The following is a 22,117-nucleotide window of genomic DNA, read 5'->3' as shown; positions in this document are numbered from 1 at the left end:
CCTCCCGTATCGACACAACAGAGGACGATCGTGCTCATTGCCGGGTTCCCCGCAGGTGCCTGGGGGACGAACTGTTACGTCGTCGCCCCCGCCGCCGGTGAGGAGTGCGTGATCATCGACCCGGGCCACCAGGCGGCCCAAGGCGTCGAGGACATGCTGAAGAAGCATCGGCTCAAGCCCGCCGCGGTCGTTCTCACCCATGGTCACATCGACCATGTGGCCTCGGTCGTCCCCGTGTGCGGCGCGCACGACGTGCCGGCCTGGATCCACCCCGAGGACCGCTACATGATGAGCGATCCCGAGAAGGCGCTCGGCCGGTCCATCGGCATGCCGCTGATGGGCGAGCTGACCGTGGGGGAGCCGGACGACGTCCGGGAGCTGACCGACGGCGCGCGACTGGAACTGGCCGGACTGGAGTTCTCCGTCGCGCACGCGCCGGGCCATACCAAGGGGTCGGTGACCTTCGAGATGCCCGAGAACGCCGACATCCCGCCGGTGTTCTTCTCCGGGGATCTGCTGTTCGCCGGCTCCATCGGACGCACCGACCTGCCGGGCGGATCCATGGAGGACATGCTCGGGTCGCTGGCACGCGTGTGCCTGCCGCTCGACGACTCCACCGTGGTCCTGTCCGGCCACGGCCCCCAGACGACCATCGGCCAGGAGCGCGCCACCAACCCCTACATGCGGCAGGTGGCGGCCGGCCAGGGAGCCCCCGGGGCTCCCCGACGAGGAATGTGACGAGAGAGCTTTCCGTTGAGCACCTTCAAGGCCCCCAAGGGCACCTACGACCTGATCCCGCCGGCGTCCGCCACGTACCTCGCGGTGCGTGAGGCGATCGCCGCCCCGCTGCGCAACTCCGGCTACGGCTACATCGAGACCCCCGGCTTCGAGAACGTCGAGCTCTTCGCGCGTGGTGTCGGTGAGTCCACCGACATCGTCACCAAGGAGATGTACGCCTTCGAGACCAAGGGCGGCGACAGGCTCGCCCTGCGTCCCGAGGGCACCGCCTCCGTGCTGCGCGCCGCGCTGGAGGCCAACCTGCACAAGGCGGGCAACCTCCCCGTCAAGCTCTGGTACTCGGGCTCGTACTACCGCTACGAGCGCCCCCAGAAGGGCCGTTACCGCCACTTCTCCCAGGTCGGCGCCGAGGCGATCGGTGCCGAGGACCCGGCGCTGGACGCCGAGCTGATCATCCTGGCCGACCAGGCGTACCGCTCGCTGGGCCTCAGGAACTTCCGCATCCTGCTGAACTCGCTCGGCGACCAGGAGTGCCGTCCGGTGTACCGGGCCGCGCTCCAGGACTTCCTGCGCGGCCTGGACCTGGACGAGGACACGCGCCGCCGTGTCGACATCAACCCGCTGCGGGTCCTCGACGACAAGCGCGAGGCGGTCCAGAAGCAGCTCACCGGCGCGCCCCTGCTGCGCGACTACCTGTGCGACGCCTGCAAGGCGTACCACGAGGAGGTCCGCGAGCTGATCACCGCGGCGGGCGTCGTCTTCGAGGACGACCCGAAGCTGGTCCGCGGCCTGGACTACTACACCCGCACCACCTTCGAGTTCGTCCACGACGGCCTCGGCTCCCAGTCCGCGGTGGGCGGCGGCGGCCGCTACGACGGTCTGTCCGAGATGATCGGCGGCCCCGCGCTGCCCTCGGTCGGCTGGGCCCTCGGCGTCGACCGCACGGTCCTCGCCCTGGAGGCGGAGGGCGTGGAACTGGACATCCCGTCCGCGACCAGTGTCTTCGCCGTCCCGCTCGGCGAGGAGGCCCGGCGCGTGCTGTTCGCCAAGGTCACCGAGCTGCGCAAGGCCGGTGTCGCGGCCGACTTCTCCTTCGGCGGCAAGGGCCTGAAGGGGGCCATGAAGAACGCCAACCGCTCCGGCGCGCGCTTCACGGTCGTCGCCGGTGAGCGCGACCTCGCTGAGGGCGTCGTCCAGCTCAAGGACATGGAGTCCGGCGAGCAGACGCCGGTCGGCGTGGACGAGATCGTCGCGGAGCTGCGCTCGCGGCTCGGCTAGGACCGCTGTGACGAGGAGGGCGCCGGAACACCCCGGCGCCCTCCTCGCCTTTTCCGCCCGGCCCGTCCTCTCGGCCCGGAGAAGCGTCAACGCCCGGGGTGCCGGTTAACTCGCACCGGCGATTTCCGAACGGTCCGGCGCCCGCGCACGTACCTCCTTGTGTCCATCGAACAGCGGACACACGGGCACGTGCGGCACAATGGCCCCTGCCCGAAGCAGGCCCCTTCTCCAGCAGACGGAATCGGCGTGATGAGCAAGACGACAGTCAAAGACGTCTCCACCGAGCCCGGCGACGCGGCCGCAGGGACGCGCTCCGCGGGCGGCAGCCGCGCCTTCGCGCTGCTCCTGCTGATCACCGGCGCCGCCGGCCTGCTCGCCGCGTGGGTCATCACGATCGACAAGTTCAAGCTGCTCGAGGCGAAGGTCGCGGGCAAGACCTTCACCCCCGGCTGCAGCCTCAACCCGGTCGTGTCCTGCGGCAGCGTCATGGAGAGCAAGCAGGCCGCCGCGTTCGGCTTCCCGAACCCGATGCTGGGCCTGGTCTGCTACGGCATCGTCATCTGCGTCGGCATGAGTCTGCTGGCCCGGGCCCGCTTCCCGCGCTGGTACTGGCTGACCTTCAACTTCGGCACCCTGTTCGGTGTGGGCTTCTGCACCTGGCTGCAGTTCCAGTCGCTGTACCGGATCAACGCGCTGTGCCTGTGGTGCTCCCTGGCCTGGGTCGCCACGATCGTCATGTTCTGGTACGTGACGTCGTTCAACGTCCGCAACGGCTTCCTGCCCGCCCCGCGCCCGCTGAAGTCCTTCTTCGGCGAGTTCACCTGGGTCCTGCCGGTCCTGCACGTCGGCATCATCGGCATGCTGATCCTCACCCGCTGGTGGGACTTCTGGACCAGCTGACCGCCGTCCCGCACGGACCGGCGGCGGCCTCCCCGCACCCGCCGGTGCCGCCCGGCCCCGATTGTCAGTGGCGTGACTTAGGGTTTTCAGCGTGGAAGCCGACCTGTTCACCGCCGCTGCCGAAGAGCGCCAGGAGAAGGACCCGACCAGCAGTCCCCTGGCCGCCCGGATGCGCCCGCGCACCCTCGACGAGGTCGTGGGCCAGCAGCACCTGCTGAAGCCGGGCTCCCCCCTGCGCAGACTCGTGGACGAAGGCAGCGGCGGCCCGGCCGGACCCTCCTCGGTGATCCTCTGGGGCCCGCCCGGCACCGGCAAGACCACCCTCGCGCACGTGGTGTCCAAGGCCACCGACCGGCGCTTCGTGGAACTGTCCGCGATCAGCGCGGGCGTCAAGGAGGTCCGCGCGGTCATCGACGGCGCGCGCCGCGCCGCCGGCGGCTTCGGCAAGGAGACCGTCCTCTTCCTCGACGAGATCCACCGCTTCAGCAAGGCCCAGCAGGACTCCCTCCTCCCGGCGGTCGAGAACCGCTGGGTCACGCTGATCGCGGCGACCACCGAGAACCCGTACTTCTCGGTGATCTCCCCCCTGCTCTCCCGTTCCCTGCTCCTCACCCTGGAGCCGCTCGGCGAGGACGACCTGCGCGGTCTGCTGCGCCGCACCCTCGACGACGAGCGCGGCCTGCGCGGCACCCTCACCCTTCCCGAGGACGCCGAGGAGCACCTGCTCAGGATCGCCGGCGGCGACGCCCGCCGTGCCCTGACCGCCCTGGAGGCCGCGGCCGGCGCGGCGCTCGACAAGAGCGAGAAGGAGATCACCCTCCAGACCCTGGAGGAGACGGTCGACCGGGCCGCCGTGAAGTACGACCGCGACGGCGACCAGCACTACGACGTGGCCAGCGCGCTGATCAAGTCCATCCGCGGCTCCGACGTCGACGCGGCCCTGCACTACCTCGCCCGGATGATCGAGGCCGGCGAGGACCCCCGGTTCATCGCCCGCCGCCTGATGATCTCCGCGAGCGAGGACATCGGTGTCGCCGACCCCGGCGCGCTGCCCATAGCCGTCGCGGCCGCCCAGGCCGTCGCGATGATCGGCTTCCCGGAGGCGGCTCTCACCCTCAGCCACGCCACCATCGCCCTCGCGCTCGCCCCCAAGTCCAACTCCGCGACCCGGGCGATCCAGGGAGCCATGGCCGACGTGCGCAAGGGCCACGCCGGACCGGTCCCGGCGCACCTGCGCGACGGGCACTACAAGGGCGCCGAGAAACTGGGCCACGCCAAGGGCTACGTCTACCCGCACGACCAGCCCAACGCGATCGCCGCCCAGCAGTACGCCCCGGACACCCTCAAGGACCGCGAGTACTACACCCCGACCCGCAACGGCGCCGAGGCCCGCTACGCGGACGCCGTCGAGTGGACCAGGAAGCACCTCGGTCGAAAGCGGTCCTGAGCGCCCTGTAGACTGCTCCGAAGTGCTGAGTCCCGTGTCCGGTGCCTTGCAGAAGGAACCGGCTCACCAGAGCGGGACATCCAGCCGGAGCTCCGGCCCGTGAGGACCGGAATCTCCAGGAGCGTCGCGCACCGTCGATCGGTGTCGCGGGCAGCCCACCACCACCCGGGATCCCGGGACCGGCCGGTGGGCCACTCGCGTGCTGCACGTATGTGCCCAGACCAGGGAGCGGCTGCCCACCAGGCCCGGCAACGGACCCGGAGGGTTATTTCCCCGGCTGCGGATGCGACCTCCTCTAACCCTGGTGAAGCCGTATTCGCACAGATAAAACGAGGTGTTTGGTTCATGGCGAACCAGTCCCGCCCCAAGGTCAAGAAGTCGCGTGCCCTCGGCATCGCGCTGACCCCGAAGGCCGTCAAGTACTTCGAGGCCCGCCCCTACCCGCCGGGCGAGCACGGCCGCGGCCGCAAGCAGAACTCGGACTACAAGGTCCGTCTGCTCGAGAAGCAGCGTCTGCGCGCGCAGTACGACGTGTCCGAGCGCCAGCTCGTCCGCGCCTACGAGCGTGCCGCCAAGACGCAGGGCAAGACCGGTGAGGCCCTGGTCGTCGAGCTCGAGCGCCGTCTCGACGCGCTGGTCCTGCGTTCGGGCATCGCCCGCACGATCTACCAGGCCCGCCAGATGGTCGTCCACGGCCACATCCAGGTCAACGGCCAGAAGGTCGACAAGCCGTCCTTCCGTGTCCGTCCGGACGACGTCGTGCAGGTCCGCGACCGCTCCAAGGACAAGACGCTCTTCCAGGTCGCGCGTGAGGGTGGCTTCGCCGCCGACGGTGAGACCCCGCGTTACCTCCAGGTGAACCTCAAGGCCCTGGCGTTCCGCCTGGACCGTGAGCCGAACCGCAAGGAGATCCCGGTGATCTGCGACGAGCAGCTCGTCGTCGAGTACTACGCCCGCTGATCCCAGCCCCGGCGCAGCACCCCTGCCCGCCGTCTCCCCGCCCTCCAGGGCGGGCGAGGCGGCGGGCTTGCGTTTCGTACAATCTCTTCCCGCGACTCCGGCCGGGCCGGCGGTAATCCGGTACGGAGCGCCGGCACCGGCGCGATAGGCTCGGTGCACGACTTTCAGATGCTCAGGCACGTTTCAGGGAGCGGGTGCGCACAGTGTCCGGTGGAGAGGTGGCCGGGATCCTGGTGGCCGTCTTCTGGGCGATCCTGGTCTCGTTCCTCGCCGTCGCTCTGGCGAGGCTGGCCCAGACGCTCAAGGCGACGACCAGGCTCGTGGCGGAGGTGACCGACCAGGCCGTCCCCCTGCTCGCCGACGCCTCCACGGCCGTACGGTCCGCGCAGACCCAGATCGACCGCGTCGACGCGATCGCCACCGACGTCCAGGAGGTCACGTCGAACGCGTCCGCGCTCTCGTCCACCGTCGCCTCCACCTTCGGCGGCCCGCTGGTCAAGGTCGCGGCCTTCGGCTACGGGGTGCGCCAGGCCCTCGGCGGCCGCAAGGAGGACGCCCCCGCGAAGGGGCCGAGGCGTACGGTGATCGTGGGCCGGACGCTGCCGTCCGCACGCCGTGCCAAGCGGAACAACCGCGGAAAGAGGGACTAGGTCAAGGATGTTCCGCCGTACGTTCTGGTTCACCACGGGCGTCGCAGCCGGTGTGTGGGCCACCACCAAGGTCAACCGCAAGCTGAGGCAGCTGACTCCCGAGAGCCTCGCCGCGACCGCGGCCAACAAGGCTCTGGAGACCGGTCAGCGGCTGAAGGACCGGGCCGTCGGCTTCGCGCTCGACGTCCGCGACAACATGGACCGGCGCGAGGCCGAGCTGGAGGAGGCCCTGGGCATCCAGGAGAGCCCCGAGCTCCCGGCGTCCCGGCGGTACGCCGCCATCGAGAACAACCGCAGCACACCGAAGTACATCGAGAACACGACGTACTCGTACAACCGGAATGAGGACCACTGATGGAGTCGGCCGAGATTCGCCGCCGCTGGCTGAGCTTCTTCGAGGAGCGCGGGCACACCGTCGTCCCTTCGGCGTCGCTCATCGCGGACGACCCGACTCTGCTCCTCGTCCCCGCCGGCATGGTGCCCTTCAAGCCCTACTTCCTGGGTGAGGTCAAGCCGCCCTTCGGCCGCGCCACCAGCGTGCAGAAGTGCGTGCGCACGCCCGACATCGAAGAGGTCGGCAAGACCACCCGCCACGGCACGTTCTTCCAGATGTGCGGCAACTTCTCCTTCGGCGACTACTTCAAGGAAGGCGCCGTCAAGTTCGCCTGGGAGCTGCTCACCAGCCCCCAGGACAAGGGCGGTTACGGCCTCGACCCCGAGCGCCTGTGGATCACCGTCTACAAGGACGACGACGAGGCCGAGCGCATCTGGCACGAGGTCGTCGGCGTGCCCAAGGAGCGCATCCAGCGCCTGGGCATGAAGGACAACTACTGGTCCATGGGCGTCCCCGGCCCGTGCGGCCCCTGCTCCGAGATCAACTACGACCGCGGCCCCGAGTTCGGCGTCGAGGGCGGCCCCGCCGTCAACGACGAGCGGTACGTCGAGATCTGGAACCTCGTCTTCATGCAGTACGAGCGAGGCGAGGGCATCGGCAAGGACAACTTCGAGATCCTCGGGGACCTGCCGAGCCAGAACATCGACACGGGCCTCGGCCTGGAGCGCCTCGCCATGATTCTGCAGGGCGTGCAGAACATGTACGAGATCGACACCTCGATGGCCGTCATCAGGAAGGCCACCGAGCTGACCGGCGTCGAGTACGGCGCCGCCCACGAGTCCGACGTCTCGCTGCGCGTGGTCACCGACCACATGCGCACCTCGGTGATGCTCATCGGTGACGGTGTCACCCCGGGCAACGAGGGCCGCGGTTACGTGCTGCGCCGCATCATGCGCCGCGCCATCCGCAACATGCGCCTGCTCGGTGCCACCGGTCCGGTCGTCAAGGACCTGGTCGACACCGTGATCGCGATGATGGGCCAGCAGTATCCCGAGCTCCTCACCGACCGCGAGCGGATCGAGAAGGTCGCCCTGGCCGAGGAGGCCGCCTTCCTCAAGACGCTGAAGGCCGGCACCAACATCCTCGACACCGCCGTCACCGAGACCAAGGCCGCCGGCGGCACGGTCCTCGCCGGCGACAAGGCGTTCCTGCTCCACGACACCTGGGGCTTCCCGATCGACCTCACCCTGGAGATGGCCGCCGAGCAGGGCCTCGCCGTGGACGAGGACGGCTTCCGCCGCCTGATGAAGGAGCAGCGGGAGCGCGCCAAGGCCGACGCCCAGGCCAAGAAGACCGGTCACGCCGACATGGGCGCCTACCGGGAGATCGCCGACCGCGCCGGTGCCACCGACTTCATCGGCTACGCGGACACCGAGGGCGAGACCACGGTCGTCGGCATCCTCGTCGACGGCGTCTCCTCGCCGGCCGCCACCGAGGGCGACGAGGTCGAGATCGTCCTCGACCGCACCCCGTTCTACGCCGAGGGCGGCGGTCAGATCGGCGACACCGGCCGCATCAAGGTGGACACCGGTGCCGTCATCGAGATCCGCGACACCCAGAAGCCGGTCCCGGGCGTCTACGTCCACAAGGGCGTCGTCCAGGTCGGCGAGGTGACGGTCGGCGCCAAGGCCCACGCCGCGGTCGACGGCCTGCGCCGCAAGGCCATCGCCCGCGCTCACTCGGCCACCCACCTGACCCACCAGGCCCTGCGCGACGCCCTCGGCCCGACGGCCGCCCAGGCCGGTTCCGAGAACCAGCCCGGCCGCTTCCGCTTCGACTTCGGTTCCCCGTCCGCCGTCCCGACGGCCGTGATGACCGACGTCGAGCAGAAGATCAACGAGGTGCTCGCGCGCGACCTCGACGTGCACGCCGAGGTCATGCCGATCGCCGAGGCCAAGAAGCAGGGCGCCATCGCCGAGTTCGGCGAGAAGTACGGCGAGCAGGTCCGCGTCGTGACCATCGGCGACTTCTCCAAGGAGCTGTGCGGCGGCACCCACGTGCACAACACCGCCCAGCTGGGTCTGGTGAAGCTGCTCGGCGAGTCCTCCATCGGCTCCGGTGTGCGCCGTATCGAGGCCCTCGTCGGTGTCGACGCGTACAACTTCCTCGCCCGCGAGCACACGGTCGTCAACCAGCTGACCGAGCTGCTCAAGGGCCGCTCGGAGGAGCTTCCGGAGAAGGTCTCCACGATGCTCGGCAAGCTGAAGGACGCCGAGAAGGAGATCGAGAAGTTCCGCGCGGAGAAGGTGCTCCAGGCCGCCGCCGGTCTCGCCGGGTCCGCCAAGGACGTCCGCGGTGTGGCCCTCGTCACCGGTCAGGTCCCGGACGGCACGACCGCCGACGACCTGCGCAAGCTGGTCCTCGACGTGCGCGGCCGCATCCAGGGCGGCCGGGCCGCCGTGGTCGCGCTGTTCACGGTGAACGGCGGCAAGCCGCTCACGGTCATCGCCACCAATGAGGCGGCCCGCGAGCGCGGCCTCAAGGCCGGCGACCTGGTCCGCACGGCCGCCAAGACCCTCGGCGGCGGCGGTGGCGGCAAGCCGGACGTCGCCCAGGGCGGCGGCCAGAACCCGGCCGCCGTGGGCGAGGCCGTCGAGGCCGTCGAGCGCCTGGTCGCCGAGACCGCCAAGTAGGACGAGCAGGTCGAGCAGGACGAGCAGAGAACGGTCAGGAAATGCGTAGAGGACGTCGACTCGCGATCGACGTCGGGGACGCCCGTATCGGGGTCGCCTCGTGCGACCCCGACGGGATCCTCGCCACTCCGGTGGAGACGGTCCCCGGACGTGACATCCCGGCGGCGCACCGCAGACTGCGGCAGCTCGTCGAGGAGTACGAACCGATCGAGGTCGTCGTCGGCCTCCCTCGCTCCCTCAAGGGGGGCGAGGGCCCGGCCGCGGTGAAGGTCCGCGCGTTCGTCCAGGAACTGGCCAAGGGCATCCACCCCGTGCCGGTACGCCTGGTGGACGAGCGGATGACGACCGTGACGGCCAGTCAGGGACTGCGCGCCTCGGGCGTGAAGTCCAAGAAGGGGCGTGCCGTCATCGACCAGGCGGCCGCTGTGATCATCCTTCAGCAGGCACTGGAATCCGAACGGGTGTCAGGCGCAGCACCTGGCGAGGGCGTCGAAGTGGTCATCTGATCGCGATACGGTAACGTTCCGCGCGATGCGTCGGTGTTCGAACAGCCGGGGCACAGCAAAGAGGCGGAACGGAAGCCGGTGCACCGGCCGGGCGACCGCCGGTCTCGCGGCTCTAGGGGATCGATGACTGAGTATGGCCGGGGCCCTGGCTCCGAACCGTGGCATCCGGAGGACCCGTTGTTCGGGGACGGCGGATGGGGAGGACAGCAGGCCCACCAGGGCCCGCAGTCCCCCTACGACGGCCAGCCGCAGCAGCAGTACCCGCAGCAGCCGCAGTACGGCGAGTGGACCCAGGAGCAGCAGCAGTCCGGGTACGGCCAGCAGCCGTACCCGTACGCCGACCAGCAGGGTCAGCCCCAGTTCGACCAGCACGGACAGCAGTACGCCGGCCCTCAGGGCGGTCAGTACCCGCAGGGGGAGCAGTACCCCGGCCCCCAGGGGCAGCAGCAGTTCGACCCGCAGTACGCCGGGCACGCCCCGCAGCAGTTCGACCCGCAGGCCCAGCCGCAGCACCAGGGCGGCTGGGACGCGACCGGCACGCACGGCCATGTGCCCTACGCGGCCGACCCCGGCGACCCCTACGGGCAGCAGCCCGTGGCCTACGGCGCGGAGCAGCCCGACCTCTACGGGACCGAGGACGCCTACCCGCCGCCCGTCCCGCCCGGCCGCAGGACCCCCGAGCCGTCCCCCGGACCCGACCCCGAGACCGGCTGGGACCCGGGTGAGGACGAGGGCGAGAAGGCCTTCTTCACCGGCGGTGACGACGAGGACGCCGACGGGACCGACGCCGGCGGTGACGGCGAGTCCGGGAGCCGTACCCCCCGGGGCGAGCGCCGCACCAAGGGCCGCAAGCCGGCCAAGGGCAGGAAACAGCGCACCGGCTGCGCCTGCATGGTCGTCGTCCTGGTCTTCGGCGGCGGCCTCGCGGGCGTCAGCTACTTCGGCTACCAGTTCTACAAAAATCGTTTCGCCCCGGCGCCGGACTACGCGGGCAGCGGCAACGGCGAGATGGTCCAGGTCGAGATCCCCAAGGGCTACGGCGGCTACGACATCGGCCGCAAGCTGAAGGAACTCGGTGTCGTCGAGAGCGTCGACGCCTTCGTCTCCGCCCAGCAGGCCAACCCCAACGGCAAGACCCTCCAGGACGGCGTCTACACCCTCCAGAAGCACATGTCGGCCGCCAGCGCGGTCGAGCTGATGCTCAGCCCGAAGAGCCACGACAATTTGGTCATCGCCGAGGGCCTGCGTGACGTCAAGATCTACGAGAAGATCGACCAGCGTCTGAAGCTCTCCAAGGGCACCACCGCGGCCGTGGCCAAGAAGGACTGGAAGAAGCTCGGCCTGCCGGGCTGGGCGGCCAACAAGGACGTGTCGGACCCCCTCGAAGGCTTCCTCTTCCCGTCCAGCTACCCGGTGGCCAAGGGCATGAAGCCCGAGGACGTCCTGAAGATGATGGTCGCCCAGGCCGACGAGCGGTACAAGCAGTACGGCCTCGAGAACAAGGCCCAGGCGCTGGGTCTCGACAGCCCGCAGCAGCTGCTCACGCTGGCGAGCCTGGTGCAGGTCGAGGGCAAGTACAAGCGTGACTTCGACAAGGTCGCCCGCGTCATCTACAACCGTCTCAAGCCGGACAACGAGGAGACGGCGGGCCGCCTGGAGTTCGACTCCACGATCAACTACCTGCGGGGCCAGAGCACTCTGGACGTCGGCACGGTCGCCGACCTCCGCAAGATCCACAACCCGTACAACACGTACTGGATCAAGGGACTCCCGCCCGGGCCCATCAGCAACCCGGGTGCCGAAGCCATCGAGTCCGCGCTGAACCCGACCCCGGGTCCCTGGTACTACTTCGTCTCGATCAGCGCGAACGAGACGGCGTTCGCTGTCACGCTCGACGAGCACAACCGCAACGTCGCGAGGTACGAGAAGGCGCGGAAGCAGGCGGCGGGCCAGTGACGGGCCGCCACCCGGCAGACGCCCGACGGGGCGGGACCGAGAGCGCGGCGACCCGCACGGGGGCCGCGATGCACAAGGGACGAGTTCAATGACACAAGGGGCCGCCGAACCCCGCCGGGCCGCCGTGCTCGGTTCGCCCATCGCCCATTCTCTCTCGCCGGTGCTGCACCGGGCCGCCTACGAGGCGCTCGGGCTCACCGGGTGGTCGTACGACCGGTTCGAGGTCGACGAGGCGGCCCTGCCGGGCTTCTTCGCGGACCTCGGTCCTGAGTGGGCGGGGCTGTCGCTGACCATGCCGCTGAAGCGCGCCGTGATCCCGCTGCTGGACGGGATCAGCGAGACGGCGGCCTCCGTGGACGCCGTCAACACGGTGGTGTTCACCGAGGACGGCCGCCGCGTCGGAGACAACACGGACATCCCCGGGATGGTCGCCGCGCTGCGCGAGCACGGCATCGAGGAGATCGGCTCCGCCGCGATCCTCGGCGCCGGCGCCACGGCCTCCTCGGCGCTGGCGGCCCTGGCCCGGATCTGCACCGGCGAGGTCGTCGCCTACGTCCGCAGCGAGGCCCGCGCCGCCGAGATGCGGCAGTGGGGCGAGCGGCTCGACGTCGAGGTACGGATCGCGGACTGGGCGGACGCGGCCGAGGCCCTGCACGCGCCCCTGGTGATCGCCACCACACCCGCGGGCACCACCGACGCCCTCGCCGCCGCCGTGCCCGAGCGCCCGACCACGCTCTTCGACGTGCTCTACGACCCCTGGCCCACCGAACTGGCCGCCCGCTGGTCCATGTTCGGCGGCGCCGTCGTCAGCGGCCTCGACCTCCTGGTCCACCAGGCGGTGCTCCAGGTCGAGCAGATGACCGGACGCTCTCCGGCCCCCCTGGAGGCCATGCGGCACGCGGGGGAGAGGGCTCTCGCGGCGGGCTGAGCGCCGGGGTGCGGGGCCCGCTGAGTGATCTCGCCCTGCGGACCGGGGACCGGAGGTGGTGTCCGGCATGGGAGGATCGGTGGTGGCGGGCCGGAAACGCGCACCCGGTCGGACCGTCGCCGTACGCGAGCAGATGCGTACGGCGGGCAGTACGGGGCGCGAACACGGAGGAGCACCGTTGAGCAGGCTGCGTTGGCTGACCGCGGGGGAGTCCCACGGTCCCGCACTCGTCGCGACCCTGGAGGGGCTGCCCGCCGGCGTGCCGATCACCACGGACATGGTGGCGGACCATCTCGCACGGCGACGGCTCGGTTACGGCCGCGGTGCGCGCATGAAGTTCGAGCGCGACGAGATCACCTTCCTCGGCGGCGTCCGCCACGGCCTCACCCTCGGCTCCCCGGTCGCCGTCATGGTCGGCAACACCGAGTGGCCCAAGTGGGAGCAGGTCATGTCGGCCGACCCGGTCGACCCCGAGATCCTCGACGGCCTCGCCCGCAACGCGCCGCTCACCCGGCCCCGCCCCGGCCACGCCGACCTCGCCGGCATGCAGAAGTACGGCTTCGACGAGGCCCGGCCGATCCTGGAGCGCGCCTCCGCCCGCGAGACCGCCGCGCGCGTGGCGCTCGGCGCGGTCGCCCGGTCGTACCTCAAGGAGACGGCCGGCATCGAGATCGTCTCCCACGTGGTCGAGCTCGCCTCCGCCAAGGCCCCCTACGGCGTCCTCCCGACCCCGGCCGACGTCGAGAAGCTCGACGCCGACCCGGTGCGCTGCCTGGACGCCGACGCGTCCAAGGCGATGGTCGCGGAGATCGACCAGGCCCACAAGGACGGCGACACCCTCGGCGGCGTCGTCGAGGTCCTCGCCTACGGCGTGCCCGTCGGCCTCGGCTCGCACGTGCACTGGGACCGCAGGCTGGACGCCCGCCTGGCCGCCGCCCTCATGGGCATCCAGGCGATCAAGGGCGTCGAGGTCGGCGACGGCTTCGAGCTGGCCCGGGTGCCCGGCTCCAAGGCGCACGACGAGATCCTCACCACCCCCGAGGGCATCAAGCGCGCGACGGGCCGCTCCGGCGGCACCGAAGGCGGCCTGACCACCGGCGAACTGCTGCGCGTCCGCGCCGCGATGAAGCCGATCGCGACCGTTCCGCGCGCCCTGCAGACCATCGACGTCGCCACCGGCGAGGCCGCCCAGGCCCACCACCAGCGCTCCGACGTCTGCGCCGTGCCGGCCGCCGGCATCGTCGCCGAGGCCATGGTCGCGCTCGTCCTCGCGGACGCCGTCGCGGAGAAGTTCGGCGGCGACTCCGTGGAGGAGACCCGCCGCAACGTCCGGTCGTACCTCGACAACCTCACGATCGGATGAGCACGATGCCCGCCGTCGTCCTGGTCGGCCCGATGGGCGTGGGCAAGTCCACGGTCGGACGGCTGCTCGCCGAGCGCCTCGGGACCGGCTACCGCGACACCGACGACGACATCGTCGCCACCGCGGGACGCACCATCGCCGAGATCTTCGTGGACGACGGCGAGGACGCCTTCCGGGCGATGGAGAAGGAAGCGGTGCGCACCGCCCTCGCCGAGCACGCGGGAGTCCTCGCGCTCGGCGGCGGGGCGGTCCTCGACGCGGACACCCGCGCACTGCTCGCCGGGCAGCGGGTGGTCTACCTCTCGATGGACGTCGAGGAGGCCGTCCGGCGCACCGGCCTCAACGTGGCCCGGCCGCTGCTCGCGATCAACCCGCGCAAGCAGTGGCGCGAGCTGATGGAGGCGCGGCGGCACCTGTACGAGGAGGTCGCCACCGCCGTCGTACCGACCGACGGGCTCACCCCCCAAGAGGTCACCCGAGCAGCGCTGGACGCAGTGGAGTTGAAGGAAGCATGAGCGACGCAGTCACCCGGATCCAGGTGGCCGGCACGGCCGGTACCGACCCCTACGAGGTGCTGGTGGGCCGGCAGCTCCTGGGCGAACTGGCCGGGCTGATCGGCGGCCGGGCCAAGCGGGTCGCGGTGATCCACCCCGAGGCGCTGGCCGAGACCGGCGACGCGCTCCGCGCCGACCTGGCCGGACAGGGCTACGAGGCCATCGCCATCCAGGTGCCCAACGCCGAGGAGGCCAAGACCGTCGAGGTCGCCGCCTACTGCTGGAAGGCCCTCGGGCAGTCCGGCTTCACCCGCACCGACGTCGTCGTCGGTGTCGGCGGCGGCGCGACCACGGACCTGGCCGGCTTCGTGGCCGCGACCTGGCTGCGCGGAGTGCGCTGGATCGCCGTCCCCACCACCGTGCTGGCCATGGTGGACGCGGCGGTCGGCGGCAAGACCGGCATCAACACCGCCGAGGGCAAGAACCTGGTCGGCGCCTTCCACCCGCCGGCCGGCGTCCTGTGCGACCTGGCCGCGCTGGACTCCCTCCCGGTCAACGACTACGTCTCCGGTCTCGCCGAGATCATCAAGGCCGGCTTCATCGCCGACCCGGTGATCCTCGACCTGATCGAGGCCGACCCCGAGGCCGCGCGTTCCCCCGAGGGTCCGCACGCCGCCGAGCTGATCGAGCGTTCGATCCGGGTCAAGGCCGACGTCGTCTCCTCGGACCTCAAGGAGTCGGGCCGCCGGGAGATCCTGAACTACGGTCACACGCTCGCCCACGCCATCGAGAAGAACGAGCGCTACAAGTGGCGGCACGGTGCCGCGGTCGCCGTCGGCATGCACTTCGCGGCCGAACTCGGGCGCCTCGCGGGCCGGCTGGACGACGCGACGGCCGACCGCCACCGCACGATCCTGGAAGCGGTCGGGCTGCCGCTGCACTACCGCTACGACCAGTGGCCCAAGCTGGTGGAGAACATGAAGGTCGACAAGAAGTCCCGCGGCGACCTGCTGCGCTTCATCGTCCTCGACGGTCTCGGCAAGCCGACCGTCCTGGAGGGCCCGGACCCGGCCGTCCTGCTCGCCGCCTACGGTGAAGTGGGCCAGTAGGTCCCGTACTGCTCCCTTTGTGCCCGATTCCCTTGCGGGGCCGGGCACTTCGGACCGCCCCCGGTCGTTTCACCAAACGACGGCCGGGGGCGGTACCGTTCGGTAAGGAGCGGGCTCCGCCCCGCTTTCCGGCGCCGAGTGTGTACGAGATGGAGTGGCAACGGATGCAGCACGCAGTGGGGTCTCCGCTGCCGCCGCCCCACCAGCCGGGGCAGGAACCGCAGGCCGGTTGGGCGCCGGCCGCGCACCACCCGGGCCCGCACCCGAGAGGTCCCGAGGCCCCCGCGCCCGCACCTCCGGCACCAGGATCGGCACACGCACCAGGACCGGCGCACGCACCGAGTCAGGGGTACGCAGCAGGACCGGCGCACGCATCGAGTCAGGGGCACGTATCGGGTCCGGCGGCCGCTCAGGGTTCTGCTCCGGCACCGGGCTTCCCCGGACCGGTGACGGGTCCCGGCACACCGGCCGCCCCTGTGCCCCCCGCGGCTTCCACGGCACCCCGGCATCCCGGTGCCCCGCCCGCGATGCCCCAGCCCCCCGCCGCTCCGCCCCGGCAGCACGGCGCGCCTCCGGTCCACCCCGCGTCGCCGCCCGCGCAGCATCCGGCCCCGCAACAGCACCCCGCCGCCCCGCCCGCGCGGCACCCCGCCGCTCCGCAGCATCCCGCGGCGCCATCAGCGCAGCGGCCCGCCGCTCCGCAGCATCCCGCGGCGCCGCCCGCGCAACAGCCGGCTCCGCAGCACCCTGCGGCCCCTCCCGCGCAACAGCAGGCGCCGCACCCTGCCGCCCCGCCCGCGCGGCACCAGCACCCGCAGGCCCCGCACCCGCACACCGCCGCGGCCGGCCAGACCGCGCAGGACGTCACCGGCCATGTGCCGCTGCCCCCGGGAGGGCCCGTCGGCATGCCCGCCGTGCACCCGGCCGCGTCCTCCGCGCCGGATCCGGCGGCCACCACCCTCGCGGTGCTCCTGATCGGCCCGGCGGGCGCGGGCAAGACCAGCGTGGCCAAGTACTGGGCCGACCATCGCCGGGTGCCCACCGCGCACATCAGCCTGGACGACGTGCGCGAGTGGGTCCGCGCGGGCTTCGCCGACCCCCAGTCCGGCTGGAACGACCACTCCGAGGCCCAGTACCGCCTGGCCCGCCGCACCTGCGGCTTCGCCGCCCGGAACTTCCTGGCCAACGGCATCTCGTGCATCCTCGACGACGCCGTCTTCCCGGACCGCCCGGTCGTCGGGCTCGGCGGCTGGAAGCGGCATGTGGGCCCCGGCCTGCTCCCGGTGGTGCTCCTGCCGGGCCTGGACGTCGTCTTGGAGCGCAACGCCGAGCGCAGCGGCAACCGCCGCCTCACCGACGAGGAGGTCGCCCGCATCCACGGCCGCATGGCCGGCTGGTACGGCTCCGGCCTCCCGATCATCGACAACTCCCAGCTGGACGTGCCCGGCACGGCCCGAGTCCTGGACGAGGTCCTGGCCCGAGCGATAGCGAGCCCCCCGAGCTGGTGAACGGACCCCCTGGGCGCCCCTAGGGGTGTCCAGGGGACCCGGACCCTGCGAGGGGCCCCGGCGCCACGTGCTGGGGCAGGGCGCTGGGGCAGGGCGGAGGCCCGCACTGCCGTGGCGCCCTGCCCCACCGGCCATCCCGCCCCACCGGCCGTCCCGCCCCACCGGTCGCTCCTCGCGCGGACGGCACCGAGCCCACCGGTCGCTCCTCGCGCGGACGGCACCGAGCCTGCCGGTCGCCCTTCGCGTGGACGGCACCGAGCCCACCGAGCCGCTCGGCCGGACGAGAGCCGCGAGTCCCGGGAGCGGCCGTCGGCTCACCGCCGCCACCCCACTCGGCCCTACCCAAAAAGCACAACTCGGGCAAAACTCCTACGCTCATCTCATGTCAGAGGTGTACGCGATCCGCCGAGCCCAGCTCAGGGAACGCTGCAACGCGGCCGGAACCGCGGCAGCGCTGATCTCCCGTCCCGCCAACGTGCGCTATCTCGCGGCGGCGGCCCCGCAGGGGGCCGTACTGCTGCTCGGCGGGAGCGAGGACCTGCTGGTGTGCCCAGGCCCGCTGGACGACCGGCCCGCCACCGAGGGCCGCCCCGACGAAGCGCTGAGGCTCCATGTGCTGCCCTCGCCGGGCGCCGACGCCGCGGTCGCCGCGGCCGGCCTCGCCGCGGGACAGGGCGCCGACTCGCTCGCGGTGGAGGAACACCACCTCACGGTCGCCCGCCACCGGGCCGCCGCCGCGGCGGCCCCCACCCTCCGCCTCGCCGACCTCGCGGGCGGCGTCGAGCAGCTCCGGGTGGTGAAGGACGAGGAGGAGATCTCCGCCCTGCGCATCGGCGCCGAGATCGCCGACCAGGCGCTCGGCGAGCTGCTGGAGTCCATCCTGGTCGGCCGCACCGAACGCCATCTCGCGCTGGAGCTGGAGCGTCGCCTGGTCGACCACGGCGCCGACGGCCCCGCCTTCCCGACCTCGGTCGCCACCGGGCCGAACTCCGGCCGGCACGGCCACCGCCCCACCGACCGGCGGGTGGAGGAGGGCGACTTCCTCAGCGTCTGCCTGGGCGCCACCTACCGCGGCTACCGCTGCGAGATCGGCCGTACCTTCGTCATCGGCACCTCTCCGGCCGAGTGGCAGATCGAGCTGTACGACCTCGTCTTCGCCGCCCAACGCGCCGGGCGCGAGGCCCTGGTGCCCGGCGCCGCCTACCGCGACGTGGACCACGCGGCCCGGCATGTGCTGGACTCCGCGGGCTACGCCGAAGCCCTCTCGCCGCTCACCGGACACGGTGTCGGACTCGAAATCGACGAGGACCCGCAGCTCGCCCCCTCGGCCATGGGTAAACTGGACGCTTGCGTGCCGGTCACCGTCGAACCGGGGGTTCACCTCCCGGGACGGGGCGGTGTCAGGATCGATGACACGCTCGTCGTGCGCCCCGAGGCGGACGGCGGACCCGAGCTACTCACCATCACGACCAAGGAGCTGCTCGCCCTCTAGCGAGGTGCGCGCTCCGGGGTCGTACGTCAGTCCAGGAGATTCCGCAACCGTGGCTTCCACGAACGACCTCAAGAACGGCATGGTGCTCAAGCTCGATGGCGGCCAGCTGTGGTCCGTCGTCGAGTTCCAGCACGTCAAGCCCGGCAAGGGCCCTGCCTTCGTGCGCACCAAGCTGAAGAACGTGCTGTCCGGCAAGGTCGTCGACAAGACCTTCAACGCCGGCGTCAAGGTCGAGACGGCCACTGTCGACAAGCGCGACATGCAGTTCTCGTACATGGACGGCGAGTACTTCGTGTTCATGGACATGGACACCTACGACCAGCTGCACATCGACCGGAAGACCGTCGGCGACGCCGCGAACTTCCTGATCGAGGGCTTCACGGCCGTCGTCGCCCAGCACGAGGGCGAGGTGCTCTTCGTCGAGCTGCCGGCCGCCGTCGAGCTGGTCATCGCCGAGACCGAGCCGGGTGTCCAGGGCGACCGCTCCACCGGTGGCACCAAGCCCGCCACCCTGGAGACCGGCCACCAGATCCAGGTCCCGCTCTTCATCACCACCGGTGAGAAGATCAAGGTCGACACCCGCACGAGCGACTACCTCGGCCGGGTGAACAGCTAACCGTGGCCGCCCGCAACACGGCCCGCAAGCGCGCCTTCCAGATCCTCTTCGAGGGCGACCAGCGTGGTGCCGACGTCCTGACGGTCCTCGCGGACTGGGTACGGCTGTCCCGCAGCGACACCCGGCAGCCGCCGGTGAGCGAGTACACGATGCAGCTGGTCGAGGGCTACGCCGAGAAGGCTGCCCGGATCGACGACCTGATCTCGCAGTACGCGGTCGGCTGGACCCTCGACCGGATGCCGGTCGTCGACCGCAACATCCTGCGCCTCGGCGCGTACGAGCTGATCTGGGTCGACGAGACCCCGGACGCCGTCGTGCTGGACGAGATGGTGCAGCTGGCGAAGGAGTTCTCCACGGACGACTCGCCGGCCTTCGTCAACGGCCTCCTGGGCCGTCTGAAGGAACTGAAGCCGTCTCTGCGCCGCGACCAGGCGTAAAGGCACGAGAGGTACGCCGGAGGGCCCACAGCGAGCACGCTGTGGGCCCTCCGGCGCATCGGTGTGCGGCGATGGCCGCCGCTCCGGCCCCTGCCGGCCCGCGAGAGCCTCTGGTGGGACCCGGCCGCCCGTGGGGGCCCCTTCGGTACGCCCGGGCGGCGTGAGGCCGTCCAGCGGGCGCGTACGGGCACGAAAAGGCCGTCGGGGTGGCCGGAACCGCAAAGTTCCGGCCACCCCGACGGCACGTTTCTGCTGAAGCGGAGGAGCGCTCAGCTCTCCTCGTGGGTGGCGACCGCGCGACGCGCGTCCGCGTCCAGGACGCCCCAGCCGATCAGCTGCTCGGTGAGGACCGAGGGGGACTGGTCGTAGATGACGGCGAGGGTGCGCAGGTCGTCCTGGCGGATCGAGAGCACCTTGCCGTTGTAGTCGCCGCGCTGGGACTGGATCGTCGCCGCGTAGCGCTGCAGCGGGCCCGCCTTCTCGGCCGGCACGGTGGCGAGCCGCTCCAGGTCGAGGACGAGCTTCGGCGGCGGCTCGGCGGCCCCGCCCGGCGTGGTGCCCGGCAGCAGCTCCTGCACGGGGACGCCATAGAAATCGGCCAGCTCGGCAAGGCGCTGCACGGTCACGGCGCGGTCGCCGCGCTCGTACGAACCGACCACCACGGCCTTCCAGCGCCCCTGGGACTTCTCCTCGACACCGTGGAGGGAAAGGCCCTGCTGGGTGCGGATGGCCCGGAGCTTGGCCCCGAGCTGTTTGGCGTATTCGCTGGACATATAGCTCCCCGGACACTGTGTCGACGCGGCCGGCTTTGTTTCCCGCCGCGCGGCTGGTAACTCACTGTGAGGTTACGCAGCGTGACTCTCATGCGTCAAGCCGAATGGTCCACACCGACTCTTCCGTGGTAGCGGCGAGCCGTTGCTCCGATCGGGTGATACGGGAGTGGCAGAGGGGTGCAAGGGGGTGGACAGAAGGCCTCCGCGGACCTGGTAACGTGTATGGCGCAAATCCGACGTCCTTTAAAGTCCGTCCCGTGAGGCGGAGAAGGAGGTCCGTTTCGTATGGACACGCACGCTGACCCGTCCGCGTCCGATGCCCGGCCCGTACTCGAGGGTCCCGACATCGCACGCGTCATCACCCGCATCGCCCACGAGATCGTCGAACGCGCCAAGGGCGCCGACGACGTGGTGCTCCTCGGCATTCCGACCCGCGGCGTCTTCCTCGCCCAGCGGCTCGCGGCCAAGCTGGAGCAGATCACCGACCGCAAGGTCCCCGTCGGCTCGCTCGACATCACCATGTACCGCGACGACCTGCGCATGCACCCGCCGCGTGCGCTGGCCCGCACCGATATCCCCGGTGACGGCATCGACGGCCGCCTGGTCGTCCTCGTCGACGACGTGCTCTTCTCCGGCCGCACCATCCGTGCGGCCCTCGACGCCCTGAACGACATCGGGCGCCCCCGCGCGGTCCAGCTCGCGGTCCTCGTCGACCGCGGCCACCGCGAACTGCCCATCCGCGCCGACTACGTCGGCAAGAACCTCCCCACGTCGTTGCGGGAGACGGTCAAGGTCCAGCTCTCCGAGGAGGACGGTCGCGACACCGTGCTGCTCGGTGTGGCGCAGGCCGGCCAGTAGCAGATCCAGGCGCACGGCCGCTTCGGCGTGCCCGCACGCGCCCGGATTCGCCCGGATTCTCCCTCTCTAAACCGCCTTACGGAGCCTGACAGATGCAGCGTCATCTCATCTCGGCCGCCGACCTCACCCGCGACGACGCCGTCCTGATCCTCGACACCGCCGAGGAGATGGCCCGGGTCGCCGACCGGCCGATCAAGAAACTGCCGACCCTGCGCGGCCGCACGATCTGCAACCTCTTCTTCGAGGACTCGACCCGCACCCGGATCTCCTTCGAGGCCGCCGAGAAGCGCCTCTCCGCCGACGTGATCAACTTCGCGGCCAAGGGGTCGAGCGTCTCCAAGGGCGAGTCCCTCAAGGACACCGCCCAGACCCTGGAGGCGATGGGCGTGGACGCCGTCGTCATCCGGCACGGCGCCTCCGGCGCCCCCTACCGGCTCGCCAACTCCGGCTGGATCGACGCCCCCGTCATCAACGCCGGCGACGGCACCCACCAGCACCCCACCCAGGCCCTGCTGGACGCCTTCACCATGCGCCGCCGGCTGCTCGGCCGGGACGCCGGGCTCGGCCGGGACCTCGACGGCAGGCGCATCACGATCGTCGGCGACGTCCTGCACAGCCGGGTGGCCCGCTCGAACGTCGACCTGCTGCACACCCTCGGCGCCGAGGTCACCCTCGTCGCCCCGCCCACCCTGGTGCCGGTCGGCGTGGAGAACTGGCCGTGCCAGATCTCCTACGACCTCGACAGCACCCTGCCGAAGTCCGACGCGGTGATGATGCTCCGCGTCCAGCGCGAGCGCATGAACGCCGCGTTCTTCCCGACCGAGCGCGAGTACTCGCGGCGCTACGGCCTCGACGGCGACCGCATGGCGAAGATGCCGGAGCACGCGATCGTCATGCACCCCGGCCCGATGGTCCGCGGCATGGAGATCACCGCCGAGGTCGCCGACTCCGACCGCTGCACGGTCGTCGAGCAGGTCGCCAACGGCGTCTCCATCCGGATGGCCGTCCTGTACCTGCTGCTGGGCGGCAACGAGCCCGCCCTCACCCACGCCCGCACCGACGAGGAGAAGTAACCCC

Annotated in this window: 21 protein-coding genes and 1 pseudogene; 21 read left to right on the top strand and 1 reads right to left on the bottom strand. The window is 71.2% G+C overall.

All coding sequences use genetic code 11. The features are described 5' to 3' along the window. The first annotated feature begins 30 nt into the window (after positions 1 to 30). The 19 genes and pseudogenes from ACIPRD_RS24875 (at position 31) to nusB (ending at position 19,409) form a co-directional block, all read left to right on the top strand. The gene (locus tag ACIPRD_RS24875) at positions 31 to 738 is read left to right on the top strand and encodes an MBL fold metallo-hydrolase (RefSeq protein ID WP_356400383.1); all 708 of its coding nucleotides are present in this window, start codon (positions 31 to 33) and stop codon (positions 736 to 738) included. A 15-nt stretch (positions 739 to 753) separates the two neighbouring features. Further along, positions 754 to 2,016 carry a histidine--tRNA ligase gene (hisS, locus tag ACIPRD_RS24870; RefSeq protein WP_356400385.1) on the top strand — a complete coding sequence of 421 codons (1,263 nt, stop codon included), beginning with the start codon at positions 754 to 756 and terminating at the stop codon, positions 2,014 to 2,016. A gap of 249 nt (positions 2,017 to 2,265) precedes the next feature. Further along, on the top strand, positions 2,266 to 2,916 hold the full coding sequence (locus ACIPRD_RS24865) for a vitamin K epoxide reductase family protein (RefSeq protein WP_356400387.1): 651 nt from the start codon (positions 2,266 to 2,268) through the stop codon (positions 2,914 to 2,916). Between the two features lie 91 nt (positions 2,917 to 3,007). Beyond that, complete coding sequence (locus ACIPRD_RS24860; protein WP_356400389.1) at positions 3,008 to 4,363, top strand: replication-associated recombination protein A; 1,356 nt, start codon at positions 3,008 to 3,010, stop codon at positions 4,361 to 4,363. Positions 4,364 to 4,708: 345 nt separating this feature from the next. Then, positions 4,709 to 5,323 carry a 30S ribosomal protein S4 gene (rpsD, locus tag ACIPRD_RS24855; protein WP_356400391.1) on the top strand — a complete coding sequence of 205 codons (615 nt, stop codon included), beginning with the start codon at positions 4,709 to 4,711 and terminating at the stop codon, positions 5,321 to 5,323. A 203-nt stretch (positions 5,324 to 5,526) separates the two neighbouring features. Continuing rightward, the gene (locus tag ACIPRD_RS24850) at positions 5,527 to 5,973 is read left to right on the top strand and encodes a DUF948 domain-containing protein (RefSeq protein WP_356400557.1); all 447 of its coding nucleotides are present in this window, start codon (positions 5,527 to 5,529) and stop codon (positions 5,971 to 5,973) included. Positions 5,974 to 5,980: 7 nt separating this feature from the next. Then, positions 5,981 to 6,328 carry a hypothetical protein gene (locus ACIPRD_RS24845; protein WP_356400392.1) on the top strand — a complete coding sequence of 116 codons (348 nt, stop codon included), beginning with the start codon at positions 5,981 to 5,983 and terminating at the stop codon, positions 6,326 to 6,328. Then, the gene (gene alaS / locus ACIPRD_RS24840) at positions 6,328 to 9,000 is read left to right on the top strand and encodes an alanine--tRNA ligase (protein ID WP_356400394.1); all 2,673 of its coding nucleotides are present in this window, start codon (positions 6,328 to 6,330) and stop codon (positions 8,998 to 9,000) included. The genes ACIPRD_RS24845 and alaS overlap by 1 nt, the downstream gene beginning before the upstream one ends. 41 nt (positions 9,001 to 9,041) lie before the next feature. Further along, positions 9,042 to 9,506 carry a Holliday junction resolvase RuvX gene (ruvX, locus tag ACIPRD_RS24835; protein ID WP_356400396.1) on the top strand — a complete coding sequence of 155 codons (465 nt, stop codon included), beginning with the start codon at positions 9,042 to 9,044 and terminating at the stop codon, positions 9,504 to 9,506. A gap of 123 nt (positions 9,507 to 9,629) precedes the next feature. After that, positions 9,630 to 11,462 (top strand): endolytic transglycosylase MltG, encoded by a 1,833-nt coding sequence (mltG, locus tag ACIPRD_RS24830; protein ID WP_401566043.1) that lies wholly within the window; start codon positions 9,630 to 9,632, stop codon positions 11,460 to 11,462. An 88-nt stretch (positions 11,463 to 11,550) separates the two neighbouring features. Beyond that, the gene (locus tag ACIPRD_RS24825) at positions 11,551 to 12,390 is read left to right on the top strand and encodes a shikimate dehydrogenase (RefSeq protein ID WP_401566040.1); all 840 of its coding nucleotides are present in this window, start codon (positions 11,551 to 11,553) and stop codon (positions 12,388 to 12,390) included. A 178-nt stretch (positions 12,391 to 12,568) separates the two neighbouring features. Continuing rightward, positions 12,569 to 13,753, top strand: a complete 1,185-nt coding sequence (aroC, locus tag ACIPRD_RS24820; RefSeq protein ID WP_356400402.1) for a chorismate synthase — start codon at positions 12,569 to 12,571, stop codon at positions 13,751 to 13,753. Further along, positions 13,750 to 14,268 carry a shikimate kinase gene (locus ACIPRD_RS24815; RefSeq protein ID WP_401566037.1) on the top strand — a complete coding sequence of 173 codons (519 nt, stop codon included), beginning with the start codon at positions 13,750 to 13,752 and terminating at the stop codon, positions 14,266 to 14,268. The genes aroC and ACIPRD_RS24815 overlap by 4 nt, the downstream gene beginning before the upstream one ends. Beyond that, on the top strand, positions 14,265 to 15,356 hold the full coding sequence (aroB, locus tag ACIPRD_RS24810) for a 3-dehydroquinate synthase (protein ID WP_356400406.1): 1,092 nt from the start codon (positions 14,265 to 14,267) through the stop codon (positions 15,354 to 15,356). The genes ACIPRD_RS24815 and aroB overlap by 4 nt, the downstream gene beginning before the upstream one ends. 149 nt (positions 15,357 to 15,505) lie before the next feature. Then, a pseudogene (locus tag ACIPRD_RS24805) lies at positions 15,506 to 15,772 on the top strand (Pro-rich N-terminal domain-containing protein); the annotation flags it as partial. Between the two features lie 111 nt (positions 15,773 to 15,883). Continuing rightward, positions 15,884 to 16,864: an AAA family ATPase gene (locus ACIPRD_RS24800; protein WP_401566459.1), complete on the top strand. Its 981-nt coding sequence runs from the start codon at positions 15,884 to 15,886 to the stop codon at positions 16,862 to 16,864. A 382-nt stretch (positions 16,865 to 17,246) separates the two neighbouring features. After that, complete coding sequence (locus ACIPRD_RS24795) at positions 17,247 to 18,356, top strand: aminopeptidase P family protein (RefSeq protein ID WP_356400408.1); 1,110 nt, start codon at positions 17,247 to 17,249, stop codon at positions 18,354 to 18,356. Positions 18,357 to 18,405: 49 nt separating this feature from the next. Further along, positions 18,406 to 18,972, top strand: coding sequence for an elongation factor P (efp, locus tag ACIPRD_RS24790; RefSeq protein ID WP_356400411.1), 567 nt, complete (start codon positions 18,406 to 18,408; stop codon positions 18,970 to 18,972). Between the two features lie 2 nt (positions 18,973 to 18,974). Then, complete coding sequence (gene nusB / locus ACIPRD_RS24785; protein ID WP_356400413.1) at positions 18,975 to 19,409, top strand: transcription antitermination factor NusB; 435 nt, start codon at positions 18,975 to 18,977, stop codon at positions 19,407 to 19,409. A gap of 269 nt (positions 19,410 to 19,678) precedes the next feature. Here the strand turns inward: nusB and bldD are convergent, their stop codons facing one another. Then, on the bottom strand, positions 19,679 to 20,182 hold the full coding sequence (bldD, locus tag ACIPRD_RS24780) for a transcriptional regulator BldD (protein ID WP_356400414.1): 504 nt from the start codon (positions 20,180 to 20,182) through the stop codon (positions 19,679 to 19,681). A 285-nt stretch (positions 20,183 to 20,467) separates the two neighbouring features. On the opposite strand from bldD, the gene pyrR reads away from it, so the two are divergent. Both pyrR and ACIPRD_RS24770 read left to right on the top strand, forming a co-directional pair. Beyond that, the gene (gene pyrR / locus ACIPRD_RS24775) at positions 20,468 to 21,040 is read left to right on the top strand and encodes a bifunctional pyr operon transcriptional regulator/uracil phosphoribosyltransferase PyrR (RefSeq protein WP_401566032.1); all 573 of its coding nucleotides are present in this window, start codon (positions 20,468 to 20,470) and stop codon (positions 21,038 to 21,040) included. Between the two features lie 92 nt (positions 21,041 to 21,132). Continuing rightward, positions 21,133 to 22,113 (top strand): aspartate carbamoyltransferase catalytic subunit, encoded by a 981-nt coding sequence (locus ACIPRD_RS24770; RefSeq protein WP_356400418.1) that lies wholly within the window; start codon positions 21,133 to 21,135, stop codon positions 22,111 to 22,113. Positions 22,114 to 22,117: the final 4 nt, after the last annotated feature.

Origin of the sequence: Streptomyces sp. NPDC090108 (assembly GCF_044747185.1) — a bacterium.
GTDB lineage: Bacteria > Actinomycetota > Actinomycetes > Streptomycetales > Streptomycetaceae > Streptomyces.
The sequence above is the reverse complement of the archived record's forward strand: the minus strand, read 5'-3'. Positions and strand labels throughout refer to the sequence as shown.